The organism is Streptococcus sp. 1343 (assembly GCF_013277355.1).
Lineage (GTDB): Bacteria > Bacillota > Bacilli > Lactobacillales > Streptococcaceae > Streptococcus > Streptococcus pseudopneumoniae.
In genome coordinates this window covers 14,696-33,700 of the sequence record NZ_VMMT01000038.1, presented here as the reverse complement: position 1 = coordinate 33,700, position 19,005 = coordinate 14,696, and the positions used below count along the sequence as shown (strand labels likewise).

The 19,005-nt window shown below is 40.1% G+C and carries 21 protein-coding genes and 2 pseudogenes; 18 read left to right on the top strand and 5 right to left on the bottom strand.

Annotated features, from left to right (window positions below; all coding sequences use genetic code 11):
• Nucleotides 1-6 precede the first annotated feature (6 nt).
• The 5 genes from HT709_RS06075 to pepF all read left to right on the top strand — a co-directional run bounded on the left by HT709_RS06075 (nt 7) and on the right by pepF (nt 5,144).
• Complete coding sequence (locus HT709_RS06075; RefSeq protein ID WP_000719722.1) at nt 7-1,095, top strand: site-2 protease family protein; 1,089 nt, start codon at nt 7-9, stop codon at nt 1,093-1,095.
• On the top strand, nt 1,076-1,504 hold the full coding sequence (locus HT709_RS06070) for an NUDIX hydrolase (protein WP_000418168.1): 429 nt from the start codon (nt 1,076-1,078) through the stop codon (nt 1,502-1,504). Before HT709_RS06075 ends, HT709_RS06070 begins: the two co-directional genes overlap by 20 nt.
• Nucleotides 1,505-1,641: 137 nt before the next feature.
• The gene (gene prmA, locus HT709_RS06065) at nt 1,642-2,592 is read left to right on the top strand and encodes a 50S ribosomal protein L11 methyltransferase (protein ID WP_000451162.1); all 951 of its coding nucleotides are present in this window, start codon (nt 1,642-1,644) and stop codon (nt 2,590-2,592) included.
• 1 nt (nt 2,593) lies between these two features.
• A complete protein-coding gene (locus HT709_RS06060) occupies nt 2,594-3,337 on the top strand; it encodes a 16S rRNA (uracil(1498)-N(3))-methyltransferase (protein WP_138699915.1) in 744 nt (247 codons plus the stop codon).
• Between the two features lie 10 nt (nt 3,338-3,347).
• Nucleotides 3,348-5,144: an oligoendopeptidase F gene (gene pepF / locus HT709_RS06055; RefSeq protein WP_138701971.1), complete on the top strand. Its 1,797-nt coding sequence runs from the start codon at nt 3,348-3,350 to the stop codon at nt 5,142-5,144.
• Between the two features lie 60 nt (nt 5,145-5,204).
• Here the strand turns inward: pepF and HT709_RS06050 are convergent, their stop codons facing one another.
• On the bottom strand, nt 5,205-5,882 hold the full coding sequence (locus HT709_RS06050) for a metalloregulator ArsR/SmtB family transcription factor (protein WP_000433071.1): 678 nt from the start codon (nt 5,880-5,882) through the stop codon (nt 5,205-5,207).
• Between the two features lie 267 nt (nt 5,883-6,149).
• Here HT709_RS06050 and HT709_RS06045 point away from each other — a divergent pair, with 267 nt between their 5' ends.
• The 3 genes from HT709_RS06045 to HT709_RS06035 are packed head-to-tail and all read left to right on the top strand — an operon-like array spanning nt 6,150 to nt 8,759.
• A complete protein-coding gene (locus HT709_RS06045; protein WP_054387999.1) occupies nt 6,150-7,262 on the top strand; it encodes a ThiF family adenylyltransferase in 1,113 nt (370 codons plus the stop codon).
• Nucleotides 7,232-8,002 (top strand): ABC transporter ATP-binding protein, encoded by a 771-nt coding sequence (locus tag HT709_RS06040; protein WP_000966495.1) that lies wholly within the window; start codon nt 7,232-7,234, stop codon nt 8,000-8,002. The genes HT709_RS06045 and HT709_RS06040 overlap by 31 nt, the downstream gene beginning before the upstream one ends.
• On the top strand, nt 7,995-8,759 hold the full coding sequence (locus tag HT709_RS06035) for an ABC transporter permease (protein WP_000475592.1): 765 nt from the start codon (nt 7,995-7,997) through the stop codon (nt 8,757-8,759). The genes HT709_RS06040 and HT709_RS06035 overlap by 8 nt, the downstream gene beginning before the upstream one ends.
• A 264-nt stretch (nt 8,760-9,023) precedes the next feature.
• Here the strand turns inward: HT709_RS06035 and HT709_RS06030 are convergent.
• The 4 genes and pseudogenes from HT709_RS06030 to HT709_RS06015 all read right to left on the bottom strand — a co-directional run.
• Nucleotides 9,024-9,272 (bottom strand): annotated as a pseudogene (locus HT709_RS06030) (hypothetical protein); the annotation flags it as partial.
• A gap of 251 nt (nt 9,273-9,523) precedes the next feature.
• On the bottom strand, nt 9,524-10,291 hold the full coding sequence (locus tag HT709_RS06025) for a membrane protein (RefSeq protein WP_023935671.1): 768 nt from the start codon (nt 10,289-10,291) through the stop codon (nt 9,524-9,526).
• 16 nt (nt 10,292-10,307) lie between these two features.
• Nucleotides 10,308-11,003, bottom strand: a complete 696-nt coding sequence (locus HT709_RS06020) for an ABC transporter ATP-binding protein (protein ID WP_054388000.1) — start codon at nt 11,001-11,003, stop codon at nt 10,308-10,310.
• Between the two features lie 4 nt (nt 11,004-11,007).
• Complete coding sequence (locus HT709_RS06015) at nt 11,008-11,373, bottom strand: GntR family transcriptional regulator (RefSeq protein WP_000119153.1); 366 nt, start codon at nt 11,371-11,373, stop codon at nt 11,008-11,010.
• Between the two features lie 139 nt (nt 11,374-11,512).
• Between HT709_RS06015 and nrdR the strand changes: the two genes are divergently transcribed.
• The 10 genes and pseudogenes from nrdR to HT709_RS05970 all read left to right on the top strand — a co-directional run bounded on the left by nrdR (nt 11,513) and on the right by HT709_RS05970 (nt 18,937).
• Nucleotides 11,513-11,986: a transcriptional regulator NrdR gene (gene nrdR, locus HT709_RS06010; RefSeq protein ID WP_001203672.1), complete on the top strand. Its 474-nt coding sequence runs from the start codon at nt 11,513-11,515 to the stop codon at nt 11,984-11,986.
• Nucleotides 11,987-13,156 carry a replication initiation and membrane attachment family protein gene (locus HT709_RS06005; protein ID WP_023935674.1) on the top strand — a complete coding sequence of 390 codons (1,170 nt, stop codon included), beginning with the start codon at nt 11,987-11,989 and terminating at the stop codon, nt 13,154-13,156. It begins immediately after the preceding gene.
• On the top strand, nt 13,157-14,053 hold the full coding sequence (gene dnaI, locus HT709_RS06000; RefSeq protein ID WP_023935675.1) for a primosomal protein DnaI: 897 nt from the start codon (nt 13,157-13,159) through the stop codon (nt 14,051-14,053).
• On the top strand, nt 14,050-14,763 hold the full coding sequence (locus tag HT709_RS05995) for an NADPH-dependent oxidoreductase (RefSeq protein WP_023935676.1): 714 nt from the start codon (nt 14,050-14,052) through the stop codon (nt 14,761-14,763). The genes dnaI and HT709_RS05995 overlap by 4 nt, the downstream gene beginning before the upstream one ends.
• Before the next feature lie 13 nt (nt 14,764-14,776).
• A complete protein-coding gene (gene der / locus HT709_RS05990; protein WP_001207696.1) occupies nt 14,777-16,087 on the top strand; it encodes a ribosome biogenesis GTPase Der in 1,311 nt (436 codons plus the stop codon).
• Nucleotides 16,088-16,167: 80 nt separating this feature from the next.
• Complete coding sequence (locus tag HT709_RS11805; protein WP_000681324.1) at nt 16,168-16,503, top strand: hypothetical protein; 336 nt, start codon at nt 16,168-16,170, stop codon at nt 16,501-16,503.
• A 31-nt stretch (nt 16,504-16,534) separates the two neighbouring features.
• Nucleotides 16,535-17,326, top strand: a complete 792-nt coding sequence (locus HT709_RS05985; RefSeq protein WP_000701281.1) for a hypothetical protein — start codon at nt 16,535-16,537, stop codon at nt 17,324-17,326.
• On the top strand, nt 17,319-17,960 hold the full coding sequence (locus HT709_RS05980; RefSeq protein WP_007284818.1) for a hypothetical protein: 642 nt from the start codon (nt 17,319-17,321) through the stop codon (nt 17,958-17,960). The genes HT709_RS05985 and HT709_RS05980 overlap by 8 nt, the downstream gene beginning before the upstream one ends.
• Nucleotides 17,961-17,963: 3 nt before the next feature.
• Nucleotides 17,964-18,614, top strand: a complete 651-nt coding sequence (locus HT709_RS05975; protein ID WP_001235270.1) for an ABC transporter ATP-binding protein — start codon at nt 17,964-17,966, stop codon at nt 18,612-18,614.
• 10 nt (nt 18,615-18,624) lie between these two features.
• Nucleotides 18,625-18,937: pseudogene (locus HT709_RS05970) on the top strand (hypothetical protein).
• Nucleotides 18,938-19,005: the final 68 nt, after the last annotated feature.

Below are 19,005 nucleotides of genomic sequence, written 5' to 3'. Positions count from 1 at the left end.
GGTGTTATGAAGAAAATTGGGACTTATTTGGTTTATGTGCTAGCTGTTGTCTTTATTATGCTAGCTTTTGCTTGTGGAACAATCGCATTTGCAGAGTTGGGGTATTCCGCAGTTTTAGCCTTTACTTTTGGTTATGCCTTCGCTCTTCTAAGCATGTATTTAATCTTTATTCTTCATGAACTGGGTCATGCTTTTTGTGGCTACTTGACAGGCTATCGGCTGGTGGCTTTTGGATTAGGACATTTTATTTTGACCAAAAAGTCAGGCAGGTTTCATCTTAGTAGAACAGCCATTCTGAAAAATGTTGGTGCTCAATACATTGGTTTAAAAGAGGATGAAAGCGATCAAAGAATCATCCTGATGCTTTCAGGAGGCTTGATGGTTCATCTCGGCTTGATATTATTGGCGATAGTGTTTGGATTTTTGACAAGAAGCTGGTATTTTGCAGGGACTTGGATTTTTCTTAATTTATCTTTCTTCCTAAATAACATTTTGCCAGTCGACATCACCGATGGAGCAAAAATTTGGGAATTACTACAACACCCTGAAAATACCAAATACGCCTACCTGGTATTGAGACATTCTGCTCAAACTTTGCTTGCTCCTCAAGAATATGATTTGAAAGACTTTGTTCAAGCAGTTCCTGAGGATGCACGAGGGAGTTTTGCGGATGGTGTATTAGGTATGCAAGGTGAAGTTTCCATTTTGGAAGGGAAGGAAGAAGTAGCTAAACAGCAGTTTCAAGCATTACTTGAGAGGACAACTACTCCGATGATGCAGACAGTTGCCCAACTATCCCTGCTTCATATCGCCTTGTTGGAAGGAGATTTTGAGCAAGCGGAGCAATATGCTAGTATTCGACAGGTCAAATCGTTTCTGTCTCTCAAACTGTCCAATCTTCAAGTGATACAAGCCTGGTATCAATTAAAGGTGAAGAAAGATGTAGATCGAACTCGTAAGGCTCTCAAGATTGCTAGACAGAAAATGGATAGTAGTCGAATGTTGAGGGACGAGAAACGCTATTATGAAAACTTGTTAGCAGAGCTGGAAAAGGAAATGTTAGAAGGAACTGAAGATGGAACTAGAAATTTCTGATTTCCAAGGTTGCAAGATTGCCCTCTTTTGTGGGGATAAGCTACTGACGATTTTGCGTGATGACAAGGACGATATCCCTTGTCCCAACATGTGGGAGTTGCCAGGTGGTGGCCGTGAAGGGGACGAAAGCCCTTTTGAATGCGCTCGGCGTGAAGTTTATGAGGAACTGGGAATTCATTTAGATGAAGACTGTCTGCTTTGGAGCAAGATTTATCCTAGCGTAATTTTTAAAGGCAAGAAATCGGTCTTTATGGTTGGTCAGCTAAGACAAGAACAATTTGACAATATCATCTTCGGAGATGAAGGACAGGGCTATCAGCTGATGAATGTTGAGGAATTTCTTAGTTCCAGTCAAGTTGTGCCTCAGTTGCAAGAGAGATTAAAAGATTATTTAAAAGTAAGTGATTAGAAAGGATGGTTCAGTTACATTTCTAAACTGAACCCGCCCTAAACACTGTGCCAAAAAGATAAACTTCTCTTAGACACAAACGTCTTCAGAGAGTTTCCTATTTTGGCTTTGTGTTTTACGGGCTTGGTATCTTAATAATGGAAACATGGCAAGAGTTAAAAGTTACAGTGAAGCGTGAGGGAGAGGAGTTGGTTTCCAATCTCTTGATTGAGCTGGGAGCGCAAGGGGTAGCAATTGAAGACAGCATGGACTATGTGGGAAATGTGGACCGATTCGGTGAAATTTTCCCAGAGGTGGAGCAACAGGAAGAAATCGTAGTGACCGCCTACTACCCTGAAACGGTTGATGTAGCAGCAGTTGAAGCGGATTTGCAGGCTCGTCTGGCAGAATTGACCGACTTTATGGACCTAGGAGAAGTCAAGATGGGCACGACTGCCTTGGCTGAGGAAGACTGGGCTGACAACTGGAAGAAGTATTATGAACCGGCACGCATCACTCATGACCTGACCATCGTACCGTCATGGACGGACTATGAGGCAACAGCAGGAGAAAAGATTATCAAGCTGGATCCTGGTATGGCCTTTGGGACAGGGACCCACCCAACAACCAAGATGAGCCTCTTTGCCTTGGAACAGGTTCTTCGTGGTGGCGAAACAGTGCTAGATGTAGGGACTGGTTCAGGGGTTCTTTCTATTGCAAGCTCACTCCTAGGTGCCAAGGAGATTTTCGCCTATGACTTGGATGATGTGGCGGTTCGTGTCGCTCAGGAAAATATTGAGCTCAACACTGGTATGGAAAATATCCATGTAGCAGCAGGAGACTTGCTTAAGGGAGTTGAGATTGAAGCAGATGTCATCGTGGCTAATATCTTGGCGGATATTCTCATTCATCTGACGGAGGATGCTTATCGCTTGGTAAAGGATGAAGGCTACCTCATCATGAGTGGCATTATCAAGGACAAGTGGGACATGGTGCGCGAGTCGGCTGAGTCAGCTGGATTTTTCCTTGAAACCCACATGGTTCAAGGGGAATGGAATGCCTGTGTCTTTAAGAAAACCAAGGATATTTCAGGTGTGATTGGAGGCTAGCATGCAGCAGTATTTTGTCAAGGGGAGTGCAGTCTCTCCTGTCACCATCGAGGACAAGGAAACCAGCAAGCATATGTTTCAGGTTATGCGCCTGAAAGAAGATGATGAAGTGACCTTGGTCTTTGATGATGGCATAAAACGTTTGGCGTGCGTGCTGGATGTGGAAGCCCGTCAGTTTGAGTTGGTCCAAGAATTAGCTGACAATGTGGAATTACCAATCCAAGTGACCATCGCATCTGGATTTCCCAAGGGAGACAAGCTGGAGTTCATCGCTCAAAAAGTAACCGAACTGGGTGCTAGCCAAATCTGGGCCTTTCCTGCCGACTGGTCAGTTACCAAGTGGGATGGCAAGAAATTGGATAAAAAGGTTGAAAAATTAGAAAAAATTGCCCTTGGAGCAGCAGAACAAAGCAAGCGTAATGTTGTTCCAAGTATCAAGCTTTTCGAGAAAAAAGCCGATTTTCTAGCTCAGTTGGACCAGTTTGACTCTATCATAGTAGCTTATGAAGAGTCTGCTAAAGACGGTGAAGCCACTGCTCTCTTGCAAGCAGTCTCTGGTCTTGAAAAAGGAGCCAAATTGCTCTTTATATTTGGACCAGAAGGCGGTCTGTCACCTGCAGAAATTGAGAGTTTCGAAGCTAAGGGAGCAGTATTGGCAGGACTTGGCCCTCGTATCTTGCGAGCAGAAACAGCACCGCTTTACGCCTTATCAGCCCTTAGTGTTTTATTAGAATTAGAGAAATAAGAGGAAGAAAATGGAACAAAAACACCGTTCAGAATTTCCAGAGAAGGAACTTTGGGATTTAACAGCCCTATATCAAGACCGTGAGGATTTCTTGCGTGCGATCGAGAAGGCTCGTGAAGACATCAACCAATTTAGTCGTGATTACAAGGGAAATCTTCATACTTTTGAGGATTTTGAAAAGGCCTTTGCGGAATTGGAACAAATCTACATTCAGATGAGCCATATTGGCAACTATGGCTTTATGCCGCAGACGACAGACTATAGCAATGAGGATTTTGCTAATATCGCCCAAGCTGGGATGGAATTTGAAACAGACGCCAGCGTAGCCTTGACCTTCTTTGACGATGCCTTGGTGGAAGCTGATGAGGAAGTCTTGGACCGTTTGGGTAAATTGCCTCATTTGACGGCGGCCATTCGTCAGGCCAAAATCAAAAAAGCCCACTATCTAGGGGCTGATGTGGAGAAGGCCTTGACCAATCTCGGTGAAGTTTTCTACAGTCCGCAGGATATTTATACTAAGATGCGTGCTGGGGATTTTGAAATGGCTGACTTTGAAGCCCATGGCAAGACCTACAAAAACAGCTTTGTGACCTATGAAAATTTCTACCAAAATCATGAGGATGCTGAGGTTCGTGAGAAATCCTTCCGTTCCTTCTCAGAGGGACTTCGTAAGCACCAAAATACGGCCGCTGCAGCCTATCTAGCCCAAGTCAAGTCTGAAAAACTACTAGCAGATATGAAGGGTTACGACTCAGTCTTTGATTATCTCCTGGCTGAGCAAGAAGTGAACCGTGCTATGTTTGATCGTCAGATTGACCTCATCATGAAGGATTTTGCGCCCGTTGCTCAGAGATACCTCAAGCATGTTGCCAAGGTGAATGGCCTTGAAAAGATGACCTTTGCAGACTGGAAATTGGACTTGGATAGCGCCCTCAATCCTCAAGTGACTATTGACGACGCCTATGATTTGGTCATGAAGTCGGTAGAACCTTTGGGGCAGGAATATTGTCAGGAAGTTGCTCGCTATCAAGAAGAGCGCTGGGTGGACTTTGCTGCTAACAGTGGCAAGGATTCCGGCGGTTATGCGGCGGATTCATATCGCGTGCACCCTTATGTCCTCATGAGCTGGACAGGCCGTTTGAGCGATGTCTATACCTTGATTCATGAAATCGGGCATTCTGGTCAATTCATCTTTTCAGACAATCATCAGAGTTACTTCAATGCTCACATGTCGACTTACTATGTTGAAGCGCCGTCAACTTTCAATGAATTGCTTCTCAGTGATTACTTGGAGCATCAGTCTGACGACCCTCGTCAAAAACGCTTCGCTCTGGCTCACCGCTTGACAGACACCTACTTCCATAACTTTATCACTCACCTTTTGGAAGCAGCATTCCAGCGTAAAGTGTATACATTGATTGAAGAAGGGGAGACCTTTGGAGCAAGTAAGCTCAACAGCATTATGAAGGAAGTTTTGACCGATTTCTGGGGAGATGCCATTGAAATCGACGATGATGCAGCTTTGACTTGGATGCGCCAAGCTCACTACTACATGGGCTTGTATAGTTATACTTACTCAGCAGGACTAGTTATCTCGACAGCTGGTTACCTTCATCTTAAAAACTCTGAAACCGGAGCTGAAGACTGGCTCAATCTCCTCAAATCAGGTGGTAGCAAGACACCGCTTGAGTCAGCCATGATTATCGGAGCCGATATTTCAACAGACAAACCACTTCGTGATACCATCCAATTCTTGTCTGATACGGTTAATCAGATTATCGCCTACAGTGCCCAGTTGGGAGAGTAAGGGGAATAGAGAGGTTGTTATAGAATTGGTATGGACAGTTATTTGCTTAAAAATCCATGTTTAAATCCCCCACTCCTTTTCGAGGAATTCTTTGCCCTGCTCTGTAATGGTAAGTGAACGTGGCGTTTGTGCAGGGATGACCAATTGTTTTTCACTGAAAAATTCTAAAAGAGCATTGCCGAGAGCTCCGCCGACATGATTTTTACGTTCGCTCCAATCCAAACATTTAGGGCAAAATTTCCGTTTTTTCTTTTTCAATTCATCCGTATCAATGTGTAATTTTCTTTGGAAATAAGACTTCCCAGCTTCAGTGAGTTGGAAGTCTTTTTCTGATTCGCTGAGGAGATTTTCTTGCAAGAGATAATTGGTAATGGAAATGCCAAGCTCACCAGCAATATGGTCATAGCAGGTGCGAGCGACCTTTAATTCCTTTTTGTGAATGTGTTGTTTATAACTTTTGACATCACGCTGAGGAGAGTAGAAGCTGAGAAATTCCAGCATTTCTGCAATGGCAGCACTTTTTAAGGAATAATAATGAAAACGTCCATAGGTTTGTAGAGTGGTTACCTGTGCTTCGGTAAGTAATTTGAGGTGATAGCTGACAGTATGTTGCTTGATTTTGGTAAAGCTGGCAATTTCGTTAACCGTGTGAGCTTTTCCATCCATTAGAATATCTAAAATGTGCATCCGAGAAGGGTCTGATAAGAGTTTTGTGATGATGAAAATATCTGGTTCCATAAAAATTTTCTCCGAATTTCATATATCGATGATTTTCTATCTTTTATTATACTATAATTAAAGCACAAGATAAATAGATTTTTAAAATGTTTTACTAGAGAATATTTTAAATTTTATTGTCTGAGTTTAAATGGAGGTGAAATTACAAAAGTAATTGCAGCAGTATCCACAGTTGAAGGACGTTAATCTTAAGATTACATTCTCAACATTTTTTCAAAAGTGAATGGATTTTTCCATTCCTTTTGTCTATTTTAGGAGGAAATAGAATTGAATTTACCTAAAATTAAAGATATTCATAGTGTCCTATTTTTAAAGGATAAAATTAGATTAGGTATAGGAAAAGATTATGGTATTGAGATTGAGAATCTGGATGAGAAGTATACTCAGCTCATTAAGCTCCTCAATGGAAAACACACAATCAATGAAATTTGTAGTTTAGTTGATAACTTGTCTTCTAATGATGTAGAAGAAAGTATTTCTTTACTAGATACACTAGGGTATTTGGAGGATAATTTTGTTACTACAACTGAATTAACTTCAGAAGAATTGGACAGATATTCCGTAAATCTTAACTTTTTTAATACTTTAGATACATTATCTTTAACAAAATATGATTATCAGTTAAAATTAAAAAAGACGCGTATTTTGCTCTTAGGTATTGGTGGTATAGGAAGTAATATCTGTCTAGCATTGGCTGAATTAGGTATAGGGCATATTACAGCAGTTGATTTTGATACGGTCGAAGCTAGTAATCTCAATAGACAAATTTTGTATTCGACATCTGATATTGGAAAAAGAAAAGTAGAGGCTGCAAAAGAGTCGCTTAGAAAGTTTAATCCTTTAATTGAATTTGAGGTACTTGATAAAGAGATAGGTTCAAAAGAGGATGTTGATGAGTTAATAAAAACTTCAAAATGTGATATCGTAGTAAATGTTGCAGATTATCCAACAGGCTATATTGATTTTTGGGTCAATGAAGCTTGTGTTCAATACAATAAATTATGTCTGTCTGCTGTGGTGGGTAAGAAAAATGGGAAAGTATATTCAATTATTCCGTATAAAGCAGCGTGCTATTACTGTCAGTTTTTAGAGGATTTGGAAAAAATTCCTGAGTATGCTGAGGAGTTGGAGACTGTTCGTACGATGACAAATTCATTGGAACTAGAGATGTTCAGAACTCCGAATGGTGCTTTAGGTCCTGCTTGTCTATTTCAAGGGTATTTTATTTCGTTTGAAATTTTAAGATATATTTTTTGGGGATACGAAGCATTGCTAACATTTAATAAAAGATTCTCAATTGACTTTATAACATTCGAACAACATTTTGATGAATTAACAAAGTATCCAACATGCTCTATTTGTGGGGGAAAGAAAGAGTGAAGAAGTTAAGTGTTAAAAATCTAAAAAAGCAATATGGTTCTTATGAAGCTGTCAAGGGAATTAGCTTTGAATTGGGAGAAGGAGAGTGTTTGGGTATCTTGGGAATCAACGGTGCTGGCAAAACATCCACTTTAAAGATGATTTACTCACTGACCTCAATTTCCTCAGGAGAGATTGATATCTTGGGGCAAAATATTGAAACCAATCGTCGTAAGAGTAAATCTTGTCTGGGTATTGTAGGGCAGGAGGATATGCTGGACATGACCTTGAATGTTTATGATAATCTTTTTGCTCACGGTCTATGTTATGGTATCTCATCTGTCGAACTTAGGAAGAGAATCGATTCTCTCTTGGATTTTGTTCAACTGAGCAAACATGCGCAAAAGATGGTGAATCAGCTGTCGGGTGGGATGCGACGACGTCTTGTCTTGGCAAGAGCTCTCATCAATCGGCCTGATATTATCATTTTAGATGAACCGACAGTTGGTTTAGACATTCAATCCCGCAATATTATTTGGGATAAACTTTTGGAGTTGAAGGAATTAGGTGTTTCTATCATTATTACTTCCCACTATATGAATGAGATTGAATATTTGACAGATAGGGTGCTGATGCTCCACCAAGGGACTATCAAAGAAGAAGGAACTGTAGAAGACTTGCTCATCAAGTATGATGCTGACAACCTTGAGACGCTTTTTTTGGGGTTGACTGGGACAGAGAAGGAGGACTTGCATGTTTAAGTTATCATTTCAGTCCATCGGACACGTTGTGGTACGCAACTACATGAGTTTTAGAAATTTATTTAAAATTTCAATTGTCCCCAACCTTATCGACCCCCTCTTTTATCTTTTAGCAATGGGATTTGGAGTTGGTGCCTATTTGACGCATGTTAACGGTATGCTCTACCGTGATTTTGTCATTACAGGTTTAATTGCTGCGACTGCCATGTCTGCGGCCACCGCAGAAACAACGGTCAATGCCTTTATCCAGTATAAGATTGAAAAGACTTATGATGCTATGTTGATGACGCCAATCAATACGAGTGATATTGTGGTGGGTCAGGCTATCTGGGCAGGTATTCGTGCAGTGATTTTCGGTGGGATTTTTTGGCTGATTTCCATGCTTATCACAGCGCATTTTCATGTCTTGATGTTATTGATTCCTCTGATTTTATTTATAGTGGGTTATTTGTTTGGTGTTTTAGGACTAATCTTTACCTACTTGGCACCGTCTAGGGAATTTCTGAATTACTACAATGTTTTGGTAATCCGTCCTCTTTATATGTTTTCAGATACCTTCTTTCCCATTACTTCCTTGCCCCCAATACTTGGTGATTTGACTTGGTTTTCTCCCTTGTATCACGCTACCCGCATGATTCGTATTATATGGGGAGGTGAGGTGACAGGTTTGTATCTTCATCTTATCTGGTTGATAGCCTTGGCGCTCTTGATAACGGTGCTTCCTATGTATATGTTACATCGTAGATATTATAGATAGTCTAATTATTTGTGATGTTGTAGTCATATTCTAATTTATACTAAACGTTATTCGAATTTGGACAGGTATGGGAACTGTGCCTATCAATATTGTAATTTATGGAAGTTGAAATAGTACGGTTCAGTTTTTAAAATATTGTTAGAAATTATAGTGAAATGAAATAAGAACAGGATAAATCGATCAGGACAGTCAAATCGATTTCTAAGAATGTTTTAGAAGTAGAGGTGTACTATTCTAGTTTCAATCTACTATGTTTTAAATTCCCTAATCAATTTGTATAGTCTTTATTTCATTGCCAAATTTCAAGTTCTCCATCAAGAAGTCTTCTCTGGGGGACTTGTAGTTCAAGTGTTTTTTAGGATAGTTATTAATCCAATTTTCGATGAATGCGACTTCTTTGGGAGTCGTTTTCTTAGTTCCTTTAGGTAACCATCTCCGAATGAGCCTATTGTGATTCTCATTAGTTCCCCTTTCCCAAGAGACATAGGGGGGTGCATAATAGATATGCTCCTTAGCACTGCTTTGAGGTTGTAGATAGAACTGACGAAGTCAGCTCAAAACATGGTTTTGAGGTTGTGGATAGAACTGACGAAGTCAGTAACCATACCTACGGCAAGGTGAAGCTGATGTAGTTTGAAGAGATTTTCGAAGAGTATTAATTGGTTAGAAGGATTCGTCTGTAAGATAAAGTTAGACGGAAAATGAGATAAAATCAAAAAGGATAGCCTCTCTGTGATGAGATGTTATCCTTTTTGATTTTAAAACTATTGCAAGTTAACCTTGTTTCTCAAAATATAGTAGGTTCCGAGATAAAAGATAGCTATGAATATGAGTTCTTTAACAATGCCTATGCTTGCTCCCATATAGAAATTATCATTAAATCCTGCAAGTGAATTGACATAGAAGTTAGTACTGGTATTGAAGAAGACTTCAATAAAGCCAATGACGATTTGGATCCCAATGTAGGCTGCAACAGCGAGTGCTGTACGGTATTCATTGAAAAGCTGTCCAATGGAAATAGCCAAGTAGATGCAGAGGATTCCAGAAACGGTATTTAGTAGGAAGGATAACCCCACAAGAGAGAGTTGAGGAAGGTATGTTCCTACAAGTGGGAACAAGTCATAATGTGACATCCATTCTGGAACCGTTATAGTCACAATAAGAAAAGCACTTAGAGCCAGTACAACCGAGCTAAGTATAGACCAGATAAAGGCTCCGACTAATTTAGCAGTGATGATATAGTGCTCAGAAACTGGCAAGGTCAAAGTCAGATAGCCTTGTCGGTCATAGACACTACCTTTAAAGCGTTTAATAATCAAGAAAATGGTTGAAATCCCCAGTGTAATCATCAAGCCACCAAAGACAGTAGCTAGAAAAATGAGTAGGACAGGTTGGTTTTCTTTGACAGGCAGATTGTTATAGGTCTGTGCTTGTATCCCGATAAGGGCAGAAAGGACTAGCACAGCACCATAAAGGGCTAAATACCACTTGTTAACATTTTTAAATTCGTAGCGAACTAAATTCCAAAACATAAATAATCTCCTTTGCTTAGGCCTTAAATTCCTGACGGAAGAGCTGGTCAATGGATTCACCAGACTCATAGCGAATGTCATCTACATTGCCTTGACGGACGACTTTTCCGTCTTTGAGGAAGACAATTTCATCCAAGATTGGCTCGATATCAGAAATCAAGTGGGTAGAAATCAAAACGGTAGAAGTTGGGGAGTAGTTGTTGATAATGGTATTGAGGATATACTCACGGGCTGCTGGATCCACCCCACCAATGGGTTCGTCCAGAACGTAAAGACGAGCATCACGGCTCATAACCAAAATCAGTTGTACCTTTTCCTTGTTTCCTTTTGATAGTTTCTTGAGACGACTATTTTCATCAATGCCGAGGTCTGCAAGTAGATGATGGGCGCGTTCAAGATTGAAATCTTTATAGAAGGTCTTGAAGTAGGTTAGGGCTTCTTTGACCTTCATTTGCTCATTGAGATAGGTCGTATCAGGCAAATAAGCTACAACGGCCTTGGTTGCTGGGCTTGGGTCCATGTCGTTGATGAGGACACGTCCTTGATCTGGTTGTAAGAGGCCATTAATTAGTTTAATCAGGGTTGTTTTTCCTGAGCCGTTTGGCCCAAGAAGGCCGACAATTTTTCCAGCTGGAATGTCAAGAGAAACATTTTCAAGGGCTGGTGTTGCTCCATATGATTTGGATACATTTTCAAATGCTAGTAATGACATAGGCTTAAACTCCTTTAATATAATCACTGACTACGCCTGGTAGTTCTTCTTTTTCATAGCCAAAATGGGTCATGGAGGAAACGAAGTGTTCCAATTCTTCTTCTGATAATTGTTTGCGTGACTGGGCGATTAGCTCCTTATCCTTAGTCACAAATCGTCCAGTTGTTCGCTTGCTGTAGACAAATCCTTCTCGTTCAAGGTCTGATAAGGCTCTTTGGATGGTATTGGGATTGACACCAGCCTCACTAGCTAGCTCCCTCACGGTTGGAAGTTGTTGATTGGGTTCCAGTGTATGGGAAACAATCTGAAGCTTGATTTTCTCCATAATCTGTAAATAGATGGGTTTTTTGTTGTCAAATGTCCAGGACATCTTAGTCTCCTTTCTCTTACCCTTTTGTCTTAATTAAATAATACAACAAAACAAAAAACTTGTCAAGCAAAAAGAAGAATTGTTTTGGGAATCGTTTAAAAAATGGTATAATGAAAAGAAAACGATAAGGAGGGAAAGGATGCGTTGTCCAAAATGTGGGGCTACCAAGTCAAGTGTTATCGATAGTCGCCAAGCAGAAGAAGGGAACACCATTCGTAGAAGACGTGAGTGCGACGAATGCCAACACCGTTTTACAACCTACGAACGGGTAGAAGAAAGAACCTTAGTGGTTGTTAAAAAAGATGGCACACGGGAACAATTCTCCAGAGATAAAATCTTTAATGGGATTATCCGCTCAGCCCAGAAACGTCCTGTGTCAAGTGATGAAATCAACATGGTAGTCAATCGTATCGAACAGAAACTCCGTGGTCGAAATGAAAATGAAATTCAAAGTGAGGACATTGGGTCACTCGTCATGGAGGAGTTGGCTGAATTGGACGAGATTACCTATGTACGTTTTGCTAGTGTCTATCGTAGTTTTAAGGATGTCAGTGAGTTAGAGAGTCTGCTCCAACAAATCACCCAGTCCTCTAAAAAGAAAAAGGAAAGATAAATGAAGCCAATTGACCGTTTTTCTTATCTAAAGAATAATCGGGTGTCGCAAGATACCTCATCTCTGGTACAGTGCTACCTCCCGATTATCGGTCAGGAGGCACTGAGCCTTTATCTTTATACAATCAGTTTTTGGGATAATGGCAGAAAGGAATATCTCTTTTCAAGTATTCTCAACCATCTCAACTTTGGGATGGACAGATTTTTAAAATCCTTGAAAATCTTATCGGCTTTTAATCTCTTAACCCTCTATCAAAAGGGGGATGTTTATCAGCTAGCCCTCCATGCTCCTCTTTCAAGTCAAGATTTCTTGGAGCATCCTGTGTATCGCAGACTTTTGGAGAAGAAGATTGGTGATGCCGCTGTGGAGGATTTGAAAGATGAAAGTGCTGAGGGTGAAGAAATACCTGTCTCACTCAATCAAGTCTTTCCAGACTTAGCAGAACTGGGAAGTCAAGAAGACCTTAGTCTCAAGAAGAAAGTGGCCAACGATTTTGACTTGGATCATTTTCGTCAGCTTATGGCTCGAGATGGGCTTCGCTTTGCGGATGAGCAGTCCGATGTCTTAAACCTCTTTGCCATTGCCGAGGAGAAGAAATGGACTTGGTTTGAAACTTATCAATTGGCTAAGTCAACAGCTGTTTCCCAAGTCATTTCAACCAAACGCATGCGGGAAAAAATCGCTCAAAAACCTGTTTCCTCTGACTTTAGTCCTAAGGAAACAACCATTATCAAAGAGGCCAAAAGTAAAACTGCCCTGCAGTTCTTGGCAGAAATCAAGCAAACACGCAAGGGAACCATCACCCAAACAGAAAGAGAACTCTTGCAACAGATGGCTGGTTTGGGCTTGCTGGACGAAATCATCAATATCATTCTCTTATTGACCTTTAATAAGGTGGATTCGGCAAACATCAATGAGAAATATGCCATGAAGGTGGCTAATGATTATGCCTATCAAAAGATTCATTCGGCAGAAGAGGCAGTCTTGCGAATCCGTGAGCGTGGGCAGAAGAATCAGGCTCAAAAAAGCAGTACCCCTAGTCCTGCCAAGTCCAATGTACCCAAGTGGAGCAATCCAGATTATAAAAATGAAACCAGCGAGGAAACTCGTCTGGAACTAGAACGTAAGAAACAAGAACTATTAGCTCGATTAGAAAAAGGAGGAGATTAGATGGAAAGTGTCGGAGACGTACTCAAGCGTCAACCTAGCCGTTTTCATTATCAAGATTTGGTCCAGAAAATCATGAAGGACCCTGATGTTGCGGCCTTTATCCAGCAAGAATCCTTGACCCCAGAGGAATTGAATCGCAGTATCTCCAAGTTTAATCAGTACATCACCGAGCGCGACAAGTTTCTCCGTGGTGATACGGATTATATTGCCAAAGGCTACAAGCCGATTTTGGTTATGAATCATGGCTATGCGGATGTTTCTTATGAAGAAACTCCTGAGCTAATCGCGGCTGAAAAAGAAGCGGCTATTAAGAACCGTCTCAAGCTAATCAATCTACCAGCCAGTCTCAAGAAAGCTAGTTTGGCTCAAGTTGACTTGGATGATTTGGGGCGCTTACCAGTTTTTGAAAAGCTACTAGCCTTCGTGGAGCAATATCCAGCTATTCGAAAAGGTCTTTACTTATATGGAGACTTTGGTGTGGGTAAAAGTTTCATGGTGGCGGCCTTAGCTCATGATTTATCAGAAAAACGTGGTGTTTCATCAACTCTCCTCCACTATCCTAGCTTTGTCATTGATGTCAAAAATGCTATCAGTGATGGCAATGTTAAGACCTTGGTGGATGAGATTAAGCTGTCTGAGGTCCTGATTTTAGATGATATTGGCGCCGAGCAATCAACCGTTTGGGTGCGTGACGAAATCCTGCAGGTCATTCTCCAATATAGGATGCAGGAAAATTTACCGACCTTTTTCACATCCAACTTCAACTTTGAAGATTTGGAGAAGCATTTTGCGAAAGTGAAACATGGAAATGACGAAACCTGGGAAGCCAGACGGGTCATGGAACGCATCCGTTATTTGGCTGAGGAGACTCGTTTAGAAGGAGTAAACCGTCGATGACAGAAACCATTAAATTGATGAAGGCTCATACTTCAGTGCGCAGGTTTAAAGAGCAAGAAATTCCCCAAGTAGACTTAAATGAGATTTTAACAGCAGCCCAGATGGCATCATCTTGGAAGAATTTCCAATCCTACTCTGTGATTGTGGTACGAAGTCAAGAAAAGAAAGATGCTCTGTATGAATTGGTACCTCAAGAAGCTATTCGCCAGTCTGCTGTTTTCCTTCTCTTTGTCGGAGACTTGAACCGAGCAGAAAAGGGAGCCCAGCTTCATACCGATTCATTCCAACCCCAAGGTGTAGAAGGTCTCTTGATTAGTTCAGTCGATGCGGCTCTTGCTGGTCAAAATGCCCTGCTGGCAGCTGAAAGCTTGGGCTATGGTGGTGTCATTATTGGCTTGGTGCGTTACAAATCAGAAGAAGTGGCAGAGCTCTTTAACCTGCCTGACTACACCTATCCTGTTTTTGGGATGGCACTGGGTGTGCCAAATCAAGAACATGAAGTTAAACCTCGCTTGCCATTGAATCAAGTGGTGTTTGAGGAAGAATATCAGGAACAAACAGTTGATGTGATTGAGGCTTATGACCGTGTACAGGCTGACTATGCTGGGGCGCGTGCGACCACAAGCTGGAGTCAGCGCCTAGCAGAACAGTTTGGTCAAGCTGAACCAAGCTCAACTAGAAAAAATCTTGAACAGAAGAAATTATTGTAGAAAGTGAGAAATTATGGCCCTACCAACTATTGCCATTGTAGGACGTCCCAATGTTGGGAAATCAACCCTATTTAATCGGATCGCTGGTGAGCGAATCTCCATTGTAGAGGATGTCGAAGGAGTGACACGTGACCGTATCTATGCAACGGGTGAGTGGCTCAATCGTTCCTTTAGCATGATTGATACAGGAGGAATCGATGATGTCGATGCTCCTTTCATGGAACAAATCAAGCACCAGGCAGAAATTGCCATGGAAGAAGCCGATGTTATCGTCTTTGTCGTGTCTGGTAAGGAAGGAATTACCGATGCGGACGAATACGTAGCCCGTAAGCTTTATAAGACCCACAAACCAGTTATCCTCGCAGTTAACAAGGTGGACAACCCTGAGATGCGAAATGATATCTATGATTTCTATGCCCTCGGTTTGGGTGAACCACTGCCTATCTCATCTGTCCATGGTATCGGTACAGGGGATGTACTAGATGCGATTGTGGAAAACCTTCCAAATGAATATGAAGAAGAAAATCCAGATGTCATTAAGTTTAGCCTGATTGGTCGTCCAAACGTTGGAAAATCAAGTTTGATCAATGCTATCTTGGGCGAAGACCGTGTTATTGCTAGTCCTGTTGCTGGAACAACTCGTGATGCCATTGATACCCACTTTACAGATACAGATGGTCAAGAGTTTACCATGATTGATACGGCTGGTATGCGTAAGTCTGGTAAGGTTTATGAAAATACCGAGAAATACTCTGTTATGCGTGCCATGCGTGCTATTGACCGTTCAGATGTGGTCTTGATGGTCATCAATGCGGAAGAAGGCATTCGTGAGTACGACAAGCGTATCGCAGGATTTGCCCATGAAGCTGGTAAAGGGATGATTATCGTGGTCAACAAGTGGGATACGCTTGAAAAAGATAACCACACTATGAAAAACTGGGAAGAAGATATCCGTGAGCAGTTCCAATACCTGCCTTACGCACCGATTATCTTTGTATCCGCTTTGACCAAGCAACGTCTCCACAAACTTCCTGAGATGATTAAGCAAATCAGCGAAAGTCAAAATACACGTATTCCATCAGCTGTCTTGAACGATGTCATCATGGATGCCATTGCCATCAACCCAACACCGACAGACAAAGGAAAACGTCTCAAGATTTTCTATGCGACCCAAGTGGCAACCAAACCACCAACCTTTGTCATCTTTGTCAATGAAGAAGAACTCATGCACTTTTCTTACCTGCGTTTCTTGGAAAATCAAATCCGCAAGGCCTTTGTTTTTGAGGGAACACCGATTCATCTCATCGCAAGAAAACGCAAATAAAAAGTAGAATCTGGAATGACATTTCCAGATTTTTTTGATATAATAAAATAATAGAAAACGCTATCAAAAAGGAGGTATCGATGAAACATTTGTTTAAATTTATAATCTTATTGCCCTGGTTTTACTTTTTCAATTGGATTGAAAAGGATAATAGAGAAAGTAAATTTTTCCCAATTTTTTACTATTTTTACTGGTTTTACATCCCCCTCTATGCTCTTTTTAGCCTTGCTTGGACAGTTATTTCAGTTCTGTTTTTCAATATCGTCTTGAGAAATTTGACAGATATCAAGTTATGGGGCATTTGGTTTCTTTTTATTCTGCTAGCTATTGGTCTGAATAGGTTAACTTATTCTTGTTTCAAAAAAATGCTTAGACTAAGAAAGGAGTTAGGGAAGTCTAAAGCGGGGAGGCATTGATTTATATCGGTTTTTTAATAGGAGGTGGCTTATGAAGATTCCTCTCTTAACTTTGGCAAGGCATAAATTTGTTTATGTCTTGCTTACTTTGCTTTTTCTTGCTTTGGTTTATCGTGATGTTTTGATGACTTATTTCTTTTTTGATATTCATGCGCCCGATCTAGCTAAATTCGATGGACAAGCAATTAAAAATGACTTATTAAAATCAGCATTAGATTTTCGTATTCTCCAGTTCAATCTAGGTTTTTATCAATCATTTATTATTCCAATCATCATTGTTTTGCTAGGTTTTCAATATATTGAGCTGAAAAATAAAGTTTTACGATTGAGTATTGGAAGAGAAGTGAGTTATCAAGGGGTAAAAAGAAAGTTGACTTTGCAAGTTGCAAGTATCCCTTGTGTGATATATTTAGTGACTGTGCTGATAATTGCAATTTTAACTTATTTCTTTGGGACTTTTTCTCCTCTTGAATGGAATTCTCTATTTTCTGATGGGAGTAGTTTACAAAGGCTCCTAGATGGAGAGATAACAAGCTATTTGTTCTTTACTTGTGTCCTACTAATCGGTATTTTCATCAATGCAGTCTATTTTTTAAAAATAGTTGATTATTTAGGGAATGTGACTCGTTCGGCAATTGCCTATTTGATGTTTCTTTGGCTTGGTTCTATGTTACTCTATAGTGCCTTGCCTTACTATATGGTTCCTATGACGAGTTTGATGCAAGCTAGCTATGGGGATGTCAGTTTGATGAAACTCTTTACTCCTTATATCCTTTATATTGTCCCCTATATGGTGCTTGAAAAATATGAAGATAATGTTTAAGAATTTTAACAATATTTTGCTAAAGAGAAAGATCGTTTTACTACTTCGTATAGTTCTGATGATGATTTTGATAAACTATCTATTGTCAACAGCGGTTCAAAAGCAGGATGTTTTTCTCTTTTTCAAGAGAGAATTGATTTCAATCTTTTCCTATAATGACTATTCTGAAGTGAATTTAGAAATCCCCAAACTCTTGTTAAACCTTTCGCTTTTCATGGTAGGATGGCTCTCTGTTATTTTGCTTGAAACTGATTTGGCAGACCATTACCATCACTTGATTCGCTATCAATCAAGCTCCTTTTTCGATTATACAAGGAAACGATTGGTTGTCATCTCTAAATTTTTTACTCAAGATTTATTTGTCTGGTTCCTTGGTTTACTTCCTCTAGGAATTCATTTCAAAACAGTCGTACTTTTCTTTTTACTTGCTCAGTTAATGATGTTGTACTTGCTACTGTCTTATCTGATAGCACTGATTAGTGCGGGCGCTGGTTTTTCCTTTTTTCTCTATTTTTTAGCATTTGTGGGACAAGAATGGATGATGGATCATATTGTAACAGTGTATTTAGGACTCTTAAGTTTATTAGTTATCTTGATTGTTAGTCGCTTGGAAGAGAAATTTAAGAAAGGATAAACGATGAGACTTGAAATTATAAATGGACAGAAAATTTATGGGAAAAGACCTATTTTAAATGAGTTAAATCTGGTCTTTCAATCAGGAAAAATTTATGGCCTTAAAGGTGATAATGGATCTGGCAAGACGGTTCTTTTAAAGGCACTTGCTGGTTATATTAAGCTTGACAAAGGAAAAGTTCTTCAAGATGGGGAAGTCTACGGGATAAAAAATCATTATATTCAGGATGCAGGGGTTTTAATTGAAAAAGTCGAGTTTTTATCTCATTTATCCCTTAGAGAAAATTTGGAATTGTTGAGGTATTTTTCATCTAAAGTTACGGAAAAAAGAATTGCCGATTGGATCCAATATTATGATTTACAGGAATTTGAAGACGTTGAGTACCGTCATTTATCCTTAGGAACGAAACAAAAAATGGCTTTGATTCAAGCCTTTATTGCCGAACCATCTATACTCTTTCTCGATGAACCCATGAATGCTTTGGATGAGAAGAGTGTGAGGTTAACCAAACAGGTCATTTTATCTTACCTTAAAAAAGAAAATGGTCTGGTTATCCTGACATCACACATATCGGAAGATATTTCAGACCTTTGTACAGATGTATTAGTTGTCGAAAATGGGCATATACAGTATTCAAAAGATATACAAGCTTAGGAGGTGGCTTATGGCACATCTAAAATCATTTATTACACGCTATTCTAAGGTCTATATTGGTTTAGTTCTGCTGATCTGGCTGGCTTTCTTCTTTCTTCCTTGGGATAAACCAGTTCTGGGAATATCTATCAATCTCTTAATCATGCAGAAAGTTTTACTAGTTTTTGGAATTCTGTCCATTTTGATGGCCTTGCTGTCCAAGAAAGTCAGTCTCTTTGTTTTTGGACTTATCTGTTGTCTTTCTTTTTGGACTTATCTGTTGTCTTTCTTTTTGGATAAATCTATTTATCCTATTTGCCATTTTGCCGATTCTTGGCAATTAAAGTATCATAAAAGTCAGAGAGGTTAGCTTGAAAACTAGCCTCTTTTTCCTTTTCAAAATGGGGATTCT